At 63.5% G+C, this 16,107-nt stretch carries 14 protein-coding genes; 4 read left to right on the top strand and 10 right to left on the bottom strand.

The features are described from left to right. Positions 1-233 precede the first annotated feature (233 nt). The 10 genes from BLT65_RS32980 to BLT65_RS32935 all read right to left on the bottom strand — a co-directional run bounded on the left by BLT65_RS32980 (position 234) and on the right by BLT65_RS32935 (position 11,216). A complete protein-coding gene (locus BLT65_RS32980; RefSeq protein WP_091786081.1) occupies positions 234-569 on the bottom strand; it encodes a copper-binding protein in 336 nt (111 codons plus the stop codon). Then, the gene (locus tag BLT65_RS32975) at positions 566-3,775 is read right to left on the bottom strand and encodes an efflux RND transporter permease subunit (protein ID WP_091786077.1); all 3,210 of its coding nucleotides are present in this window, start codon (positions 3,773-3,775) and stop codon (positions 566-568) included. Before BLT65_RS32975 ends, BLT65_RS32980 begins: the two co-directional genes overlap by 4 nt. Beyond that, positions 3,772-5,301 (bottom strand): efflux RND transporter periplasmic adaptor subunit, encoded by a 1,530-nt coding sequence (locus tag BLT65_RS32970; RefSeq protein WP_091786074.1) that lies wholly within the window; start codon positions 5,299-5,301, stop codon positions 3,772-3,774. The genes BLT65_RS32975 and BLT65_RS32970 overlap by 4 nt, the downstream gene beginning before the upstream one ends. A gap of 11 nt (positions 5,302-5,312) precedes the next feature. Then, a complete protein-coding gene (locus BLT65_RS32965; RefSeq protein ID WP_091786071.1) occupies positions 5,313-6,608 on the bottom strand; it encodes a TolC family protein in 1,296 nt (431 codons plus the stop codon). Positions 6,609-6,700: 92 nt separating this feature from the next. Further along, the gene (locus BLT65_RS32960) at positions 6,701-7,063 is read right to left on the bottom strand and encodes a hypothetical protein (protein ID WP_091786068.1); all 363 of its coding nucleotides are present in this window, start codon (positions 7,061-7,063) and stop codon (positions 6,701-6,703) included. Positions 7,064-7,278: 215 nt separating this feature from the next. Beyond that, on the bottom strand, positions 7,279-7,659 hold the full coding sequence (gene hpxZ, locus BLT65_RS32955; protein WP_091786065.1) for an oxalurate catabolism protein HpxZ: 381 nt from the start codon (positions 7,657-7,659) through the stop codon (positions 7,279-7,281). Continuing rightward, positions 7,659-9,062, bottom strand: a complete 1,404-nt coding sequence (locus tag BLT65_RS32950; RefSeq protein WP_091786062.1) for an AtzE family amidohydrolase — start codon at positions 9,060-9,062, stop codon at positions 7,659-7,661. The genes hpxZ and BLT65_RS32950 overlap by 1 nt, the downstream gene beginning before the upstream one ends. Then, positions 9,059-9,250 (bottom strand): AtzG-like protein, encoded by a 192-nt coding sequence (locus tag BLT65_RS32945; RefSeq protein WP_042306664.1) that lies wholly within the window; start codon positions 9,248-9,250, stop codon positions 9,059-9,061. Before BLT65_RS32945 ends, BLT65_RS32950 begins: the two co-directional genes overlap by 4 nt. Before the next feature lie 11 nt (positions 9,251-9,261). Next, positions 9,262-10,413, bottom strand: coding sequence for an amidase (locus BLT65_RS32940; RefSeq protein ID WP_091786059.1), 1,152 nt, complete (start codon positions 10,411-10,413; stop codon positions 9,262-9,264). Beyond that, on the bottom strand, positions 10,410-11,216 hold the full coding sequence (locus BLT65_RS32935; RefSeq protein WP_091786055.1) for a cysteine hydrolase family protein: 807 nt from the start codon (positions 11,214-11,216) through the stop codon (positions 10,410-10,412). The genes BLT65_RS32940 and BLT65_RS32935 overlap by 4 nt, the downstream gene beginning before the upstream one ends. Before the next feature lie 196 nt (positions 11,217-11,412). Here BLT65_RS32935 and BLT65_RS32930 point away from each other — a divergent pair, with 196 nt between their 5' ends. From BLT65_RS32930 to BLT65_RS32915, 4 genes are read left to right on the top strand one after another with little or no spacing between them, the layout of a single operon-like run. Then, positions 11,413-12,438: a BMP family protein gene (locus BLT65_RS32930; protein ID WP_079491411.1), complete on the top strand. Its 1,026-nt coding sequence runs from the start codon at positions 11,413-11,415 to the stop codon at positions 12,436-12,438. Further along, on the top strand, positions 12,435-14,015 hold the full coding sequence (locus tag BLT65_RS32925) for an ABC transporter ATP-binding protein (RefSeq protein ID WP_091786052.1): 1,581 nt from the start codon (positions 12,435-12,437) through the stop codon (positions 14,013-14,015). The genes BLT65_RS32930 and BLT65_RS32925 overlap by 4 nt, the downstream gene beginning before the upstream one ends. After that, the gene (locus BLT65_RS32920) at positions 14,012-15,130 is read left to right on the top strand and encodes an ABC transporter permease (protein ID WP_091786048.1); all 1,119 of its coding nucleotides are present in this window, start codon (positions 14,012-14,014) and stop codon (positions 15,128-15,130) included. Before BLT65_RS32925 ends, BLT65_RS32920 begins: the two co-directional genes overlap by 4 nt. Then, the gene (locus BLT65_RS32915) at positions 15,127-16,044 is read left to right on the top strand and encodes an ABC transporter permease (protein WP_007584696.1); all 918 of its coding nucleotides are present in this window, start codon (positions 15,127-15,129) and stop codon (positions 16,042-16,044) included. Before BLT65_RS32920 ends, BLT65_RS32915 begins: the two co-directional genes overlap by 4 nt. Positions 16,045-16,107 lie beyond the last annotated feature (63 nt).

The raw sequence follows: 16,107 nt of genomic DNA, 5'->3' as shown, positions 1-16,107 counted from the left end.
ATGTTGGCGGTGTTAGCCGCTTTCTTTTGCCTACTTTTCTTTGCGGCGGCAAAGAAAAGTAGGTGCCGCCCCGCACAGGGGCGACGCTTGAAGCAAGCTAACAAAACGCGGATGCCAGCGCAAACACAAGCAAACCAAACCGCATGCGCAGCAACCACCGCATCACGAATACCAGCACTCAACTCACAGGCACATACTGCAAGCGGACCGCGCCAGGACCGGCGCTCACCGGCTCAAGACCGCTTCTCCATCTTCACGATGGTCAACATCCCATTGACGCTTTCGACCCGAACCTTGACCTTATCGCCCTCGCGTACCTGCTTGACCATCGCAGCGTCCTTGGCCTTGAACGCCATGGTCATCGCCGGCATGCCGACGTTTTCCAGCGCTCCGTGCTTCAGCGTCACCATGCCGGTCTCCGGGTCGACCTTCTTGACCTCCGCATCGGTGAGCGCGGTCTTCGAGGCCGACGGCGCAGACATCTTCATGCCGGCCATATCGTCACCGGCAAACGCCGGGGAAACAAAAACACCTGCAAGCACAGCAGACACAACAATCAATTTCTTCATCGAGTTTCTCCAGTTTCAGTAGAAGGCACTCTCGTGCCAGAAGGGACTACATTGAGGAACCGCTCATGACTCACATGTTTCGCGCGACGGCGCTGCAACAGATACCAGGCTGCGGGAATAACGAACATCGACAGCAGCGGCGCAGTGACCATGCCGCCCACCATCGGCGCAGCAATGCGCTGCATCACCTCCGACCCGGCGCCATGTCCAATCATGATGGGGACGAGACCCGCAAGCACCACCGCGACCGTCATCGCTTTGGGCCGGACACGTAACACCGCACCCTCGCGAATCGCATCGAGTAGCAAAGCTTCGGTGAACGGTTCGCCATCTTCCAGCCGGCGGTTAAGCGCGCCTTTCAGGTACAGCAGCATCACGACACCAAATTCGGCCGCGACGCCAGCGAGCGCGATGAACCCGACTGACGTCGCAACGGACACCGCATGCCCCAGAATCCAGATCAACCAAAACCCGCCGACCAGCGCAAACGGCACCGTCGACATCAACAGCAACGCATCGGCCGCCGAGTTGAAAGTCAGGAACAGCAGCACGAAGATGACGACGAGCGTCACCGGAATCACCGTTCGCAACTTCGCCGCCGCGCGCTCCAGGTACTCGAACTGACCTGACCACGCAATCGAGTACCCTGGCGGCAACACAACCTTCTCCGCGACAGCACGTTGCATCGCCTTCACGGCCGACTGCAGGTCCGTATTGCGAATGTCGACGTAGACAAAACCGGAAAGCCGCGCATTCTCACTGCGAATCGACGGCGGGCCGTCGGCAATGGCGATATGCGCCACATCGCCGAGCTGGATCTGCGCGCCCCGGTCCGTGACGACGGGCAGTTGCCGCAACTTCTCAAGCGAGTCCCGGACCTCGCGCGGATAGCGGATGTTGATTGGATAGCGCTCACGACCCGCAATCACCTCGCCAACGTTTTCACCACCCACCGCCGACGAAACGACCGACTGTATGTCCGCCACCGAAAGGCCATAGCGCGCGGCCGCAAGCCGGTCGATATCGACGTCGATGTACCGGCCGCCATTCAACCGCTCGGCGAGCGCAGAGGTCACGCCCGGCACATCCTTCACCGCCGCCTCGACCTGCGCCGCGACCCGGTCGATTTGCGTCAGGTCGGGGCCCAAAATCTTGACCCCGACGGGCGTCTTGATGCCCGTCGACAGCATGTCGATCCGGTTGCGGATAGGCGGAACCCATACATTCGACAGACCCGGCACCTTCACCGTCCGGTCCAGTTCATCGACCAGCTTCTCCGGCGTCATGCCGGGTCGCCACTCGCTACGCGGCTTGAACTGAATCGTCGTCTCGAACATCTCTAGACCCGGCGCGGGATCGGTGGCGGTGTCGGCGCGGCCCGATTTGCCGAACACGGTTGCCACCTCCGGCACGGTCTTGATGAGCCGGTCGGTCTGCTGCAGCAGTTCACTCGCTTTCTCGGTCGAAATGCTCGGCAGCGCGGTCGGCATGTACAGCAGGTCGCCTTCGTCGAGTGGCGGCAAGAACTCTCCACCAAGACGCGAAACCGGCACCACCGTCGCAGCCAGTGCGACCACGGCGACACCAATCGCAAGCCATGGGCGTCGAAGCGTTGCCTCGAGCAGCGGTCGGTACAGTCGAATCAGTACGCGGTTGATGGGGTTGGCATTTTCATGCGGAATGCGGCCCCGGATGAGATAGCCCATCAGGACGGGCACGAGCGTCACGGACAGTCCGGCTGCGGCCGCAATCGTGTACGTCTTCGTGTACGCCAGCGGCGAGACGAGCTTGCCTTCCTGTCCTTCCAGCGAGAACACGGGAATAAAGGACAGCGTGATGATGAGCAGCGAGAAGAACAGCGCGGGCCCGACCTCGGCAGCGGATGTCGCAATCAGCTCCCAGCGCTGCGCGGCGGTTATCGACGTGTCCGGATGCTCGTGCTCGAACGCCTCCAGGTGCTTGTGCGCGTTCTCTATCATCACGATGGCTGCATCGATCATCGCGCCAATAGCAATCGCAATGCCGCCGAGCGACATCAGGTTCGCATTGATGCCCTGATAGCGCATCACGATGAACGCGGCCAGCACACCGAGCGGCAGCGACAGGATGGCCACGAACGCACTGCGCAGATGAAACAGGAAGACCGCGCAGACCAGCGCGACCACAATGAACTCCTCGATGAGCTTGTCCTTGAGGTTGTCCACCGCACGGTCGATGAGTTGCGAGCGGTCATAGGTCGTGACAACCTCGACGCCCGGCGGCAGCGAACGCTTCAGGTCAGCAAGCTTCGCTTTCACCGCTTCGATGGTCGTCAACGCGTTCTTGCCCGATCGCATGACGATGACGCCGCCCGCGACCTCACCCTGACCATTCAGTTCAGCAATGCCTCGGCGCGTCTCGGGTCCAATCTGGATGCGCGCCACATCGCCGAGCAGCACGGGCGTCCCCGCGTCGTTCGTGCGCAGCACGACGTGGCGAAAATCATCCAGTGAATGAAGGTAACCGGAAGAGCGCACCACATATTCGGACTCGGCGAGTTCGACGACGGAGCCACCTGATTCCTGGTTGGCCTTGCGCAGCGCTTCGGCCACCATCGTCTGCGTGATGCCGTATGCGCGCAGCTTGTCAGGGTCGAGCACGACCTGATACTGGCGCACCATGCCGCCTATCGACGCCACTTCGGACACGTCCGGCACCGACTTCAGTTCGAACTTCAGGAACCAGTCGTTCAGCGCGCGCAGTTGCCCGAGGTCATGCCTCGCGGTCCGGTCGACGAGGGCATACTCGTACACCCAACCCACGCCAGTTGCATCCGGGCCAAGCGAAACGGTCGCCCCCGGAGGCAGTCGGCTTTGCACCTGATTCAGGTACTCGAGCACGCGCGAGCGTGCCCAATACTGGTCCGTCTTGTCGTCGAACAGCACGTAGACGAACGCATCGCCGAACGCTGAATAGGCGCGGATGGCTTTCGCACCGGGCACGCCGAGCAACGTCGTGGTGAGCGGGTAGGTCACTTGATCCTCGATGACCTGCGGCGCCTTGCCCGGGTACGAGGCCTTGATGATGACCTGCGTATCGGACAGGTCGGGCAGCGCATCGAGCGGCGTCTGGGTCACCGAATAGACGCCCCACGCCGTCACGAGCACCGTCGCGAGCAGGACCAGGAACCGGTTGTGAATAGACCAGCGAATGAGGCGCGCAATCATTGGGCACCTCCCGCAGGTTCGACCTTCTGCAGCTGGTAACCATCACCGGACTGGCTGAAGACGAAATGCACCGTCTGGCCTGCCTTTACATCCGGAAATGCGTTGGGCGCCGGCTTGCTGAAAGACATCGTCATTGCCGGCCAGTTCAGGGCCGCAACCGGCTGATGCGAGAACGTGATGTCTTGTGGTGTGACCTTTTCGACCTTGCCGGTAGTCTCGTACGATTGCGCCGCCGCCGATTCGGACACTGGCGCTGAAACGCCCGGACTCACGCCTGCGCCACCTTCCAGTCGTGGCAGGACCGATTTCAGGCTGGCTTCCGAATCAATCAGGAACTGGCCAGAGGCGACGACTTGTTCGCCGTCGCTCAATCCGCTCAACACCTCGGTTTCGTTGCCGACATCGTTGCCAACAGTGACCGTAACGGGCTGCAGGCGGCCATCCTTGTTTCTCGCGATGACGACAGAGCGCTTGCCCGTCGTGATGACTGCCTCGGACGGAACGAGCAGACGCGAAACGGCCTTCTGTCCGCCGACGCGCACGCGCATCAACATGCCGGGCGTGAGCTTCAGCGCGGTGTTGTCGATTTCGAGGCGTGCCTGCAGCGTGCGGCTGCTGGCGCTAATGCCCGGCAGGATTTCGCGGATCTGCCCGTTGAAGTGTTGCGCAGGGTCGCCGGAGAACGTGGCATCGACGCTCATGCCAGGCTGAACGCTCAACGCAAGTGATTCGGGAATTTCAACGATGAGCCACAGCTTCGACAGACCGGCGACCTTGGCAAGCGTCTGGCCGGGCGTAACCTGTGCCCCGTCTCGCACGTTCAGTTCGCTCACGACGCCGGCTTCTGGCGACGATAGAACGACGTGTGTCTGTACCTTTCCGGTCCGGTCAAGGGCCGCGATAACGCCGTCCGGAATCGACAGCGCACGCATCCGCGCGCGCGACGCTTCCAGCAGGCCCATGTCCATGCCGCCGCGTTTGAGTGACAGATATTCTTCCTGCGGTGCGAGCCAGTCGGGCACGAACAGGGACGCTATCGGCGCTCCCTTGCGTATTCGCTGCATAGGCGCACTGGCGTACAAATGGTCGATGTAGCCCGTGACGCGTGACTGCACGACGTCCGTCTGGGACTCGTCGAACTGGGTGCTGCCGACGGCGTCGAAGCTTTCTGACGTCTCCTGGCGGCGAACGGTTGCGTAGCGGATGCCCAGATTCTGCTGGAGGCCCGGGTCGATGCGGATGCCCGTCGAACCGCCTCCTTCGTCCGCGTAGACGGGCTCCAGTTGCATCTCCATGAAGGGAGACTTGCCCGGCTTGTCGAAGTGCTGGGCCGGGACCATCGGGTCGTGCCAATACAGCACCTTGCGACCTGTCTTCGGGTCGACCTTGTCTCCGGGCGTGGTGGTGGCAACAGCGCCCGCTCCAGTTGATGCCGGACGATGCGTGCCCGCGACATAGCCGGCACCGAGCAGGGCCGCCGCGGCGAACACCATCAGGGCCGCGCGTGCCAGTTGTTTCTTTTGCATGTTGTTCTCCTTTACTGACCCACGGACATCGACGCCGGCACGACCTGGTATTCGAGCTGTGCCCAGGTTTGCGACACATCGCGTTGCAGGTCCAGCACCTGGAGTTCCGCCTCGAGTTGCGCACGCCGGGCAGCAAAGGTATCGGCGAGCGAGCCGGTGCCTGCCCGGTACGCGGCAGCCGCAAGCTGCACACGCTGGCCGGCAGCCGGAAGCAGGGAGTTGGAGAGACTGGTAATGCGTTCGCGACCGCTGGCGAGGGTGGCGGACTGTGTGCGGATCTCCGCTTCCACCTGACGTTGCGCGTCTTCGTACATCAGCCGCGCCCGGGTGGCGAGTTCCGCCTTCTCGCTCGCATCCCGGTCCTGGCGATTCTTGCGATTGATGGGCAGCGGAATGCTGACGCCAACCGACACCATGTTCGAATACGCACCACCGCGTTGCTGGTAGGCGACTTCCCACGTCCAGTTGGGGCTGCGGTTACTGTTCGCGACGGCGGTATCGGCATCGGCGACGGCAATGTCCCGCGAGGCCGCGACGAGCGCTGGCTGCACCTCACGCAGTTCTTCCGGCGGCAGCGATGACACATAGGACTGCGGCGCCGGCGGTTCGCCCGTCACGTCCGAAACGGGCGTTGCCGTCCAGCGGGACAGGCCGATAAGCGCCGTCTGCAATGTCTGCTGCGCCTTGAGCAACTGGTCCTGCGTCTGCGCGAGCATCGCCTGGGCCTGGGTCACATCGGCGGCTGTCGCTTTGGCTCCGCGATAAGACGCTTTCGTCGCATCCAGTTCGTGGGTCATATGGTCGACGAGCTGCCGTTGCAGCAAAACGCCCTTCTTCGCGTAGACCGCGCTGAGCCACGCTATGGCCGTTTGCTGGCGGGTGTTCGCAAGCTGGCCAAGGTAGCCGGCCCGCTCGCGGTCCACCAGGTCGTTCGCCAGTTCGGAGCGGAGTCGGCGCTTGTCGCCCGACACCCATTCCTGCTCGATGCCGATACGGCGCATCGTCATGAAATCCTGGCCGATTGTGTATTTCTGCGGTCCGGTCACCGGCAGGTTGTCGACGCCGGCCTTGAGTGTCGGGTCGGGCAACTGTCCGGCCCGGACGGCCGCTTCCGAACTCGCGCGCACGGAAGCCTGTGCCGCTCCCATAGCGGCGGAGTGGTCCGTAGCGGCCTGAAGCGCCGCATCGAGCGTGACGGGTGTTTCCTGAGCGTACGCGGCGACGCTCGTGAGAATCAGCGCGGCAAAAAGTGAACGCGCGCGCAGTGGTACACGCCGACGTGACGGCGTGACTATGGTCAAAGGCATGGTCTAACCCCAACGGCGGATTCCCATAGGGAATCCACGTCCTGGACGCAGGACGACATCGCCGCTAATGCGGCGAACCTGTCAGCAAGGGATTAGATGGCGCGAGGAGGTCGCCAGAGACCGCCCGGTTCACGGACGATGAGCGACTGCGCGTAGTGGAAGACGACGGGGCTGGACAGTCCCGCAGGGCGGGTGACTTCGATGCGCGAGGCGGGGTGATACAGGCTGCCGAGTTGGCATTGCGCCGTTGCCTTGCAGAAGAACCCTTTGGCTTTTCCTGGTTGAGACGATTGCATCATCTCGCAGCCGGGCATGTCCGACGACATTGCGCTGCCTTCGTCGGAACCCATGCTCATCTGCATCGGACATTCGCCCGTCAAGCCGCTCGCCGCCAGCCCACTGATGGGCAGCACAGCGCAAAGCAGCAAGAGGAGCAGTGTCCGGAGAAATTTCATGGCTGGGATTATAGCCGAGGTCGCGTAGGAAACTGCGTACGCTGCACGACTGTATAACCGGCCGACGGGCGTTAGCAATCTCATGGCATTGTCGGAATCCACGCTCGCCAACATCTGGCAAAACATCGGGCTCGCGCCGATAGCCAAGTGATGAACCGTTGTCTGTTGATCACCGTCATGACGCGGATGCCAGAGAAGAATCAGCACGGACCTGGCTACAAGCCCATCCAACTCACATGCGCGCTCACCACGCGCCAGCCTTCGGGCATCTTCACCCAGGTCTGACTTTGCCTGCCGATACGCGGCTCGTTATCGCGCCGAAACTCGATATTGGCGACGGCGAACGCATCGCCGTAAGTGGTAACGACACGAGCCGTCACCGTGCGCTCAAGCCCCTTGCCGGGACGCGCCGCGCGAAACGCACGGATCGCGTCATACCCATAAAGATTTTCCGTCGCGCCATACCGCAGCGTATGCGACGAATCGAAGAAGAGCGCATCGAGCACAGCGACGTCATTGCTCACGAGCGCCCGCTCATAAGCATCGAATGCCGCGTTGACCTCAGCGAGTACATCGGGCCGATTGATCTCGATCATCACTGTGCTCCCGCATCGAACGCCGGTGTCGGACAACACGCGACCTCCGCAGTTTCCAGGCGCCGTGCCGCTTCAAACGCAAGCTCCTCACGCCACGGCGGCGCGATCAGCTGAACACCAATCGGCAAACCATCGCGCGTACGCATCGGCGCGACGACGACGGGCAGCCCGAGACAGGAAACCGGCTGCGTCAACAACCCGAGATTGGGCCGCACAGCAAGCCGCTCACCGTTGACGTCCATGAACTCATCGCCAATGTGCGGCGCGACGACAGGCGTAGCCGGCGCAATCAGCACATCGTAATGCGAGAACAGTTCCAGCACGCGACGCCGCAATGCAGCCCGCACGCGCTGCGCCTGCACGATCCACGCAGCGGGCAGCAACGCACCCGCAATCAGCCGATCACGCGACAAAGGCTCACGCTCGCCATAGCGCGCGTGCAGATTCGCCATGTGCAGTTGACCGCCTTCGGCAGCCGTAATCAGAAACGCTGCGCCGCGCGCCGCATCGGCATCGGGATATTCAACGGTATGCGTCGCCGACAACGCTTCAGCGGCAACCTGCGAGGCTTCACGCGCATCGTCATTCGCGTGTTCATCGAAATAGCCACCGAGCCGCGCCACGCGCAACACACTGGGCCGCGCATTCGCGGATTCGAAGCCACGCTGGGCGCATGAGGGATCGAACGGATCGGTGCATTGCAACGCGTCGTAGACGGCAGCGAGATCGTCCACGCTGCGCGCGAAAGCGCCCATATGATCGAGGCTCGCGACGAACGGCCACGTGCCATGCCGCGAGAGGCGTCCATAAGTCGGCTTTACGCCGAACACGCCGCACAGCGAAGCAGGCACGCGAACGGAGCCGTTGGTATCGGTGCCGAGCGTGACGGGCACGAAGCCCGCCGCAATGGCCGCCGCGCTGCCGCCCGACGAGCCACCCGCCGTGCGCGTCAAATCGTGCGGATTCCGGCACGGTCCCGCGTGATGGTTCTCGGTCGTGAAGCCATACGCGAACTCGTCCATGTTGAGCGCGCCGACCATGATTGCGCCTTGATCGCAAAGGCGTCGCACGAGCGTTGCATCGGCCGTGGCGGGCGGCGTGTCGGCGAGCACGCGCGAACCGGCTATCGTCGTGACGCCCGCTATATCAAACAGATTCTTCGCCGCAAACGGAACGCCCGCGAGCGGCGGCAATGTCTGACCGCTCGCGCGGCGTGCATCGAGCGCATCGGCTTCGGCGAGCGCGCGTTCGCGCGTGATGGTGGTGAACGCGTTGATCTGCGTGTCGTGTGCGTCGATCCGCGCGAGCGTCGCCTCGATCAATTGACGCGCGCTGAATGCGCCATCGGCATACGCGCGCGTGATGGACAGCGCGCTGCCTGAAATAGTGCTGAGTGTCGTCATGCGTGATACACCGTCGCGGGTTCGTCGTTCACATCGACGGGATAGGCCAGCACGGGCCCGGCAAGCTGTGCGACGCGCGCGAATTGGGCTTTCACACGCGCGGCGACTTCCGCCGGAAGCCCCGGAAAATGCAGGGCGAGCGCGGCGTCGACATAGGCGTCGAGCGTGATCTCGAGGGAAGTTGACATGGGTGTTGGGTTCACAGAAGAGTGGGGAAGAGTTCGCGCGCCCGCGCGATCAACGCGCGATCGCTGCCACGCGGGCCGATGATCGATAGCGCGAGCGGTCGCTCGCTTTCGTTTGCGACGGGCACGGTGACTTGCGGCAAGCCGCCGAATGCGGCAATCGCATTCATGGTCAGCGCGTCGCGATAGAACGCATCGGTGCGTTCGGGTGTTTCGTGCTTGCTCAACAACGAGCGCGGCGTGGTCGGTAGCACGATCAGCGCGTCGCCTACGATGCTGTCGATGCGCTGCGCAAACGCCTCGCGCATGACCCGGCACCGTTCCACTTCGGCGGCGTCGTGCGTTTTGAGTCGCGCGAAGCGCGCGGCGATATCCACACCGAAGTGTGGCTGGGTGGCATCGATCCACGCACCCAGCGATGCGCCGATCGCATCGTCCTGCAACTGTTGATACACATGCAGCCAGCGCGCGCGGTCACCTGCGATGACTTCGATCTCGTCGTGCGTAGCGGACAATTCGCGCAAGCGCTGCGCGTCGCCGGGTTCGTTCGTTGCGCGTGCATCGAATGCTTCCTTGCAGCTCACGAGGGCCGAGGGCGCATCGACGGCAGGCACTCCATCAAGCAACACGTCGGCGACGAGCGCGAGCATCGCACCCGTGGGCGCAAACCAGCCAACCGTATCGAAGCAGGGCGCAAACGGCAGGACGCCTTCCAGCGATACGGCATCGTGAGTTGGACGAATCCCCCACAGTCCGCAGAACGCGGCGGGCACGCGCACCGAGCCGCCCGTATCGGTGCCGAGCGCGAAGTCCACTTCGCCGCTCGCCACGGCGGACGCCGATCCGCTCGACGATCCGCCCGGCAGCGCAAACGGCCAGCGCGGATTCAGCGGCGTGCCATAGTGAGCGTTCACGCCTTCCAGACTGTAGGCGAGTTCATCTGTAATCGTTTTGCCGTCCACGGATGCGCCCGCGTCGAGCAATCTGGCGACACAAGGCGCATGTCGCGCGGCGGGACTGTGGGTTGCCAGCCAATCGGGATTGCCGCCGCCTGTCGTCGTGCCCGCCACGTCGATCAGATCCTTGACCGCGAAGCGCAAGCCATCGAGGGCACCGCGTGCGCTCGCGCTGACCCGGAGGCGCCGGCCTGGGATGAACGCGCTCATGCTGCGGCTCCCTTCAGCGCAGCAGCGAATTGCAGCGAATCCGCGACAAAGCCAAAGCACTTTTTCACATTCCAGATGCTGGCTTCCGTGCAGAACGCAGGCGACGACGTCGCGCAGCAATCGGTCAGCATCACGCAGCCGTAGCCCAGAAAGTTTGCGTCGGTGAGCGTGTGCAGCACGCACTGATCGGTGTTGACGCCCGCGAAGAACACCGTGCGCGTGCCGAGGTTGCGCAGGATGCTGTCGAGTGGCGTGTCCCAGAAGCCACTAATGCGGTACTTGTCCACGCAGATATCCTGCTGCTCGATCTTCAGTTCGTCGACCACGGCGGCGGCCCACGAATCTTTCTCCAGCACGCGCGCGCCATGCTCCGGCAACGGCTCGCCGAGACCGATGCCCGTGCCTTTCGGCTTGTACAGATGGATCTGATTGGGCGGCATGTTCGCGAGATCCGGCCGGTTGCCCCAGTTCACCCAGATGACGGGAACACCGCTTTCGCGCACCACTGGCAGCAGGCGCTGCAGTGGTGCAATCGGCGCGCGGTCCGCACTGTAATCGCCCCCAATGTGGTCCACCCACCCGCCTTTGGTGCAGAAGTCGTTCTGCATGTCGATGATCACAAGGGCTGATTTTTCGATGTCGAAGCGCACGTTTTGCGGCTCGGAATCGAGGATGGCGAGGCGCGGAACAGGTGTGGGCGCAGCCATGTCGACGAGCGTTCCGGTGGCCGTCCAGCGCGTCTGCGCGAAGGCGCCGAGCGCGCCGCCAGGCGTTGCCAGGTCTGGGTTCGAGTTGTCGTTCACGGGGTTCTCCAGAGCGTTGAGCGTGTGATGTCCGAGGGTTCCTGAAACGGCGATCCGCACGTCGCCAATGTCGCCCGTCGAAGCGAAAACGCGGAAGCGTTCCGACGGGATCGAACGCGCATTGGCATCGAAGTTGCAACGTGCATTTCAGTCATGAATAACCTACTTACCCAAATCCAACGCAAAAGGAGTGCCAATGATGATCGGTTCGCAACAGGCATCGCACGGAAAACTGCGCCGTCGGCTCGTGGCTCGCGCGCTCGTCGTGGCGGGAATCGTCGCACTCGCCGCGCCGTCGTTCTTCATTCCCGCGGCGCACGCCGCCGATGACGCGATGCGCGTCGGCGTGCTGATTCCCGGCTCGAAGACGGACAAGGGCTGGATGGAATCGGGCTACGACGGCGTCGTCGCCGCACAGAAGGAATTCGGCCCGAAGCTGAAGACGCAGATCATCGAGAACATCAACTACGCGGACATGGAGCAGGCGCTCACCAATCTCGCGTCGAAGAATCAGCTGGTGATCGGCATTGGCGGACAGACGCAAGCGGCTGTGCTGAAGATCGCCAAGCGCTTTCCCAATGTGAAGTTCTCGGTGGTGGGCGGCAACAAGGGTGAGAACATGCCGCCCAACGTCGCCGGGTACGACGTGAAGCAGGCCGAGATCGCATTCGTCGCGGGCGCGGCCGCAGCGATGATGTCGAAGAGCGGCGCGGTGAGCTACGTGGGCGGTATGGAGATTCCGTCTATCGTCAACGCGGGCAAGGAGTTCGGCAACGGCGCGCGCTATATCAACCCGAAGGTGAAGTACTTCGAGAGCTACACGGGCGACTTCGATAACGTCGCCAAGGCTCGCGAAGCGACGGCTGCCGCCATCGCGCAAGGCGCCGACGTCCACTATCACATCCTGAACCTCGGGCTGCGCGGACTGGAGCAGGCGGCGAAGGAAAAGAACACGCACGTTATCGGCAGTTATACGGACCGTTGCGGCACCGACCCGCTGTACGTGGCGTACAGCATCACGGGTGTCGGCTACCAGGCGCAGTACGCGATCGAGCAACTCGAGAAAGGCCAATGGCAGCCGGGCTACAAGGCCTTCGGCCTCGCGATGGGACCGAAGGCTTCCAGCATGGTGATCTGCAAATCGACGCCCGCGATGGACGCGAAGCTCAAGCAGATCGAAGACGACATCTTGAGTGGCAAGATCAAGGTATCCGAAGGATGAGCACGCTCGCTTCTCCCGTCGCGCGTGCCGAGCCGATTCTTTCGCTGACGAACATCGGCAAGCATTTTGGCGCGTTCACCGCGCTCGAAGGCGTGTCGCTCGATCTGATGCCGGGCGACGTGCATTGCCTGCTCGGTGAGAACGGCGCAGGCAAATCGACGCTGTGCAACGTGATTTTCGGCGTTCACCAGCCGGATGCGGGCGCGATGCAGGTGAACGGCGCGCCTTATCGTCCGCGCAATCCGCGTGAGGCGTTGGCGCACGGTATCGCGATGGTGCATCAGCATTTCAGCCTCGTCGATGATGCCAGCGTGCTCGACAATCTGTTGCTTGGCCAGGCGCGCGGCTGGCTGAACCGGCAGCGCGAAGCGGCGCGATTGCGTGAAGTGCTGGCGAGTGTCGGGCTGGAACTGTCGCTCGAAGCGAAGGTGGCTGATCTGTCGGTGGGCGAGCGGCAGCGCGTGGAGATCGTCAAATGCCTGATGCGCGAGCCGCGTCTTTTGCTGCTCGACGAGCCGACTGCCGTGCTGTTGCCCGCCGAGATCGACGCGTTGCTCGACACCTGCGAGCGCGTCGCTGCGCGCGGCTGCGCAGTGGTGCTCGTCACGCACAAGCTGAAAGAGATTTGCCGGATCGCCACGCATGCGACGGTGCTGCAAACGGGGCGCGTGGTGGCGCGTTCGGCGGCGCCTTCGGGCGAAATCGACAGGCTCGTGTATGCGATGATTCATCGCCCGGGTAAAGACGGTGATGAGGACGATGGTGATCTGACGAGCCGTCTGTCACTCGTTAGTACGCGCTCGCCGTACTCGCGTCCGCTCGCCGAAGAGGTATTGCAGATCGACGGTCTGAGCGCGCGCGATGCAGAAGGCGTCACGCGCCTCGAAGACTGTACGCTCGTCGTGAATCGTGGCGAGATCGTCGGCATTGCGGGTGTCGAAGGCAATGGACAGAGCGAACTCGGCGCGGTGCTCGCGGGCATGACGAGCGCGTCGGCGGGACGCTTTTTTATCGCCGGGCGCGACATGACGAATGCGACGCCGCGCGAGCTGACGCAAGCAGGCGTGGGCATCGTGCCCGAAGATCGGCACGCGGTGGGTTGCGTCACGGGGATGAGCGTCGCCGACAATCTGCTGCTCAATCATCTCGACCGCTATACGCGCGCTGGCTTTCTGCGCCGCCGTGCCATGCGCGCCGCCGCGCTCGACCTGATGCAGCGCTTCGACGTGCGCGCAAGCGGCCCCGACGCGCTGTTCGGCGGCCTGTCGGGCGGCAATCAGCAGAAGGCTGTTCTGGCGCGCGAACTGACGCTCGATCCTCTGTTGTTCCTGCTCGCAGCGCAACCGACGCGCGGCCTCGACGTAGGCGCGGTCGCCGCCGTGTATTCACACATCCGCGCCGCGCGCGATCGCGGCGTGGGCGTGTTGCTGATTTCCTCCGAACTCGACGAACTGATGAGCGTCGCCGATCGCATCGTCGTGCTGTATCGCGGGCGCGTCATGGGCACCTGTACGCCCGAGGCGAGCAATCGCGGCCGCATTGGCGCTTGGATGGCGGGCTCGGGAGAACCTGCATGAATCCGCAGATGAAGGTGCAAACCCTGTTCGGCTCGACGCTTGACGCGCAAGGCTGGCGTACGCGCCTGCCGCATGTGCGAGTCGCGTGCGTGATCGCCGGGGCCGTCGTATTCGCGATGCTGGCGGCGCTCGCGCTGATCGCGCTGATGGGCGTACCCATCGGCGATGCGCTCGCGGCCTTCGCCGACGGCGCATGGGGCTCGCCGTATGCAATCGGCGCGTCGATCAATCGCAGCCTCGCATTCGCGCTCGTCGGCACTGGCTTCGTGATCGCGAACCGCGCGAAGCTTACCAACGTGGGCGGTGAAGGGCAGCTTGCGATCGGCGGCATCGTCGCGACGGCGCTGAGTCTTTACGGCGGATGCGCGCACTTGCCGTTCGGCCTGTCGTTCATTGTGCCGATGCTCGGCGCCGCCGCTGCGGGCGCGCTGTGGGGCGGCGTGCCCGGCGTGCTGAAAGCGAAGGCGGGCACCAACGAAGTGATCAGCACGTTGTTGCTGTCGTTCATCGCCGTGTGGCTGCTCTACTGGTGTGTGCAGAGCGAAGCGCTGCTGCGCCAGCCGATGACGAACGGCGCGACCTTACCCGAATCGCTCGAAATTCCTGATCTCACGAAACTCCCCGCCATCTTCGCCGCGAGCGGCATGAACCTCAATATCGGTCTGCCCGTCACGATCGCGCTGGCGATCGGTTCTGCCTTCATGCTCACCCGCACGCGCTTCGGTCTCTCGTTGCGGGCTGCGGGCCTCAATGCGGTCGCGGCGAGGCGCGCGGGTCTGCCGATCACGTCGTCGATTGTCGGCGCGCTGGCGCTTGCAGGCGCCTTCAGCGGGCTTGCCGGCGCGTTGATGCTGCAAGGCGATCAATACTCGTTGAAAGCGGGTTTCTCGTCAGGCTATGGCTTCGACGGTCTGGTGGTCGGCCTGCTCGCGCGCGGCTCGATCACGGGCGTATTCGCGGCGGCGCTGCTGTTCGGCTTTCTGCGCTCGGGCGGCATCAACATGGAAATGGTCGCGCAGGTGCCTTCCGCGCTCGTGCTGATCGTGCAGGGCATCGTCACCATCGCGCTCGCGGGCGGCGCGATGTGGCTCGACAAGGGAGACGCACGCCAATGAATCTCGAACTTCTCGCAGTCTTTGCGGGCGCGTCGATCCGCCTCGCTGCGCCGATGATGCTCGCGTCCACGGGCGAACTCGTGAGCGAGCGCGCGGGCGTGCTCAACATGAGCGTCGAAGGCATGATGCTGACGGGCGCGTTTCTGGGCGCGACTTTTTCGTGGCTGACGGGCAATCCATCGATTGGTTTGCTGTGCGGCATGCTCGGCGTGATTCCCCTCGCGCTGCTGCAGGCATTCCTGAGCGTGACGATGCGCGCGAACCAGATCGTGACGGGCATCGGCATCAACATTCTGGCGCTCGGCGGTACGACACTCGCTTACCGCGAAATCTTCGGCGAGCGTTCGAGCGCGGTGATTCCGGGCCTTGCGCACTGGTCGCCGCCTGTGCTCGGCACGCTGCCTGTGATCGGCGAGCCGATATTCGGGCAAGTGTGGCTGCTGTATGCGGGGCTTGCGGTGCTGATCGGAACCTACGTGATGATGCGTTATACCGCGTTGGGCGTCGCGCTGCACGCGACGGGTGTTGCGCCTCGCGCGGTCGATCAGTCGGGTCTCGGTGTTGCGCGGATTCGCTACGGCGCAGTGGTGTTTTCGGGCGTGATGTCGGCAGCGGCAGGATGCTTCATCTCGATCGGCGACATTCACACCTTTACGGAAGGCATGACCAACGGCGCGGGCTATCTGGCCATTGCGGCGATCATCTTCGGCAACTGGAAGGTCGGCCGCACGGCGCTCGCGTGCCTGCTGTTCGGCGCAGCGACGGCGATGCAGTTTCAACTGCCGATGTTCGGCCTGCATGTGCCGACGGCGTTGCTCATCATGCTGCCGTATCTGCTGGCGCTCGTGGCCGTGGCGGGACTGATTGGCCGGCAGTCCGCGCCGCCTGCGCTCACCCAGCCGTTCAGGCGTTGAGCGCGAGAGCGCCGGGGGCGCGGCGGAGTACCATAACGATTCGCCGCGCCATTCTTCATCCAT

It is taken from the genome of Paraburkholderia steynii (genome assembly GCF_900100565.1).
Taxonomy (GTDB): Bacteria; Pseudomonadota; Gammaproteobacteria; order Burkholderiales; family Burkholderiaceae; genus Paraburkholderia; species Paraburkholderia terrae.
Note: the sequence above shows the minus strand (reverse complement) of the source record. Positions and strands in the feature narration are given on the sequence as shown.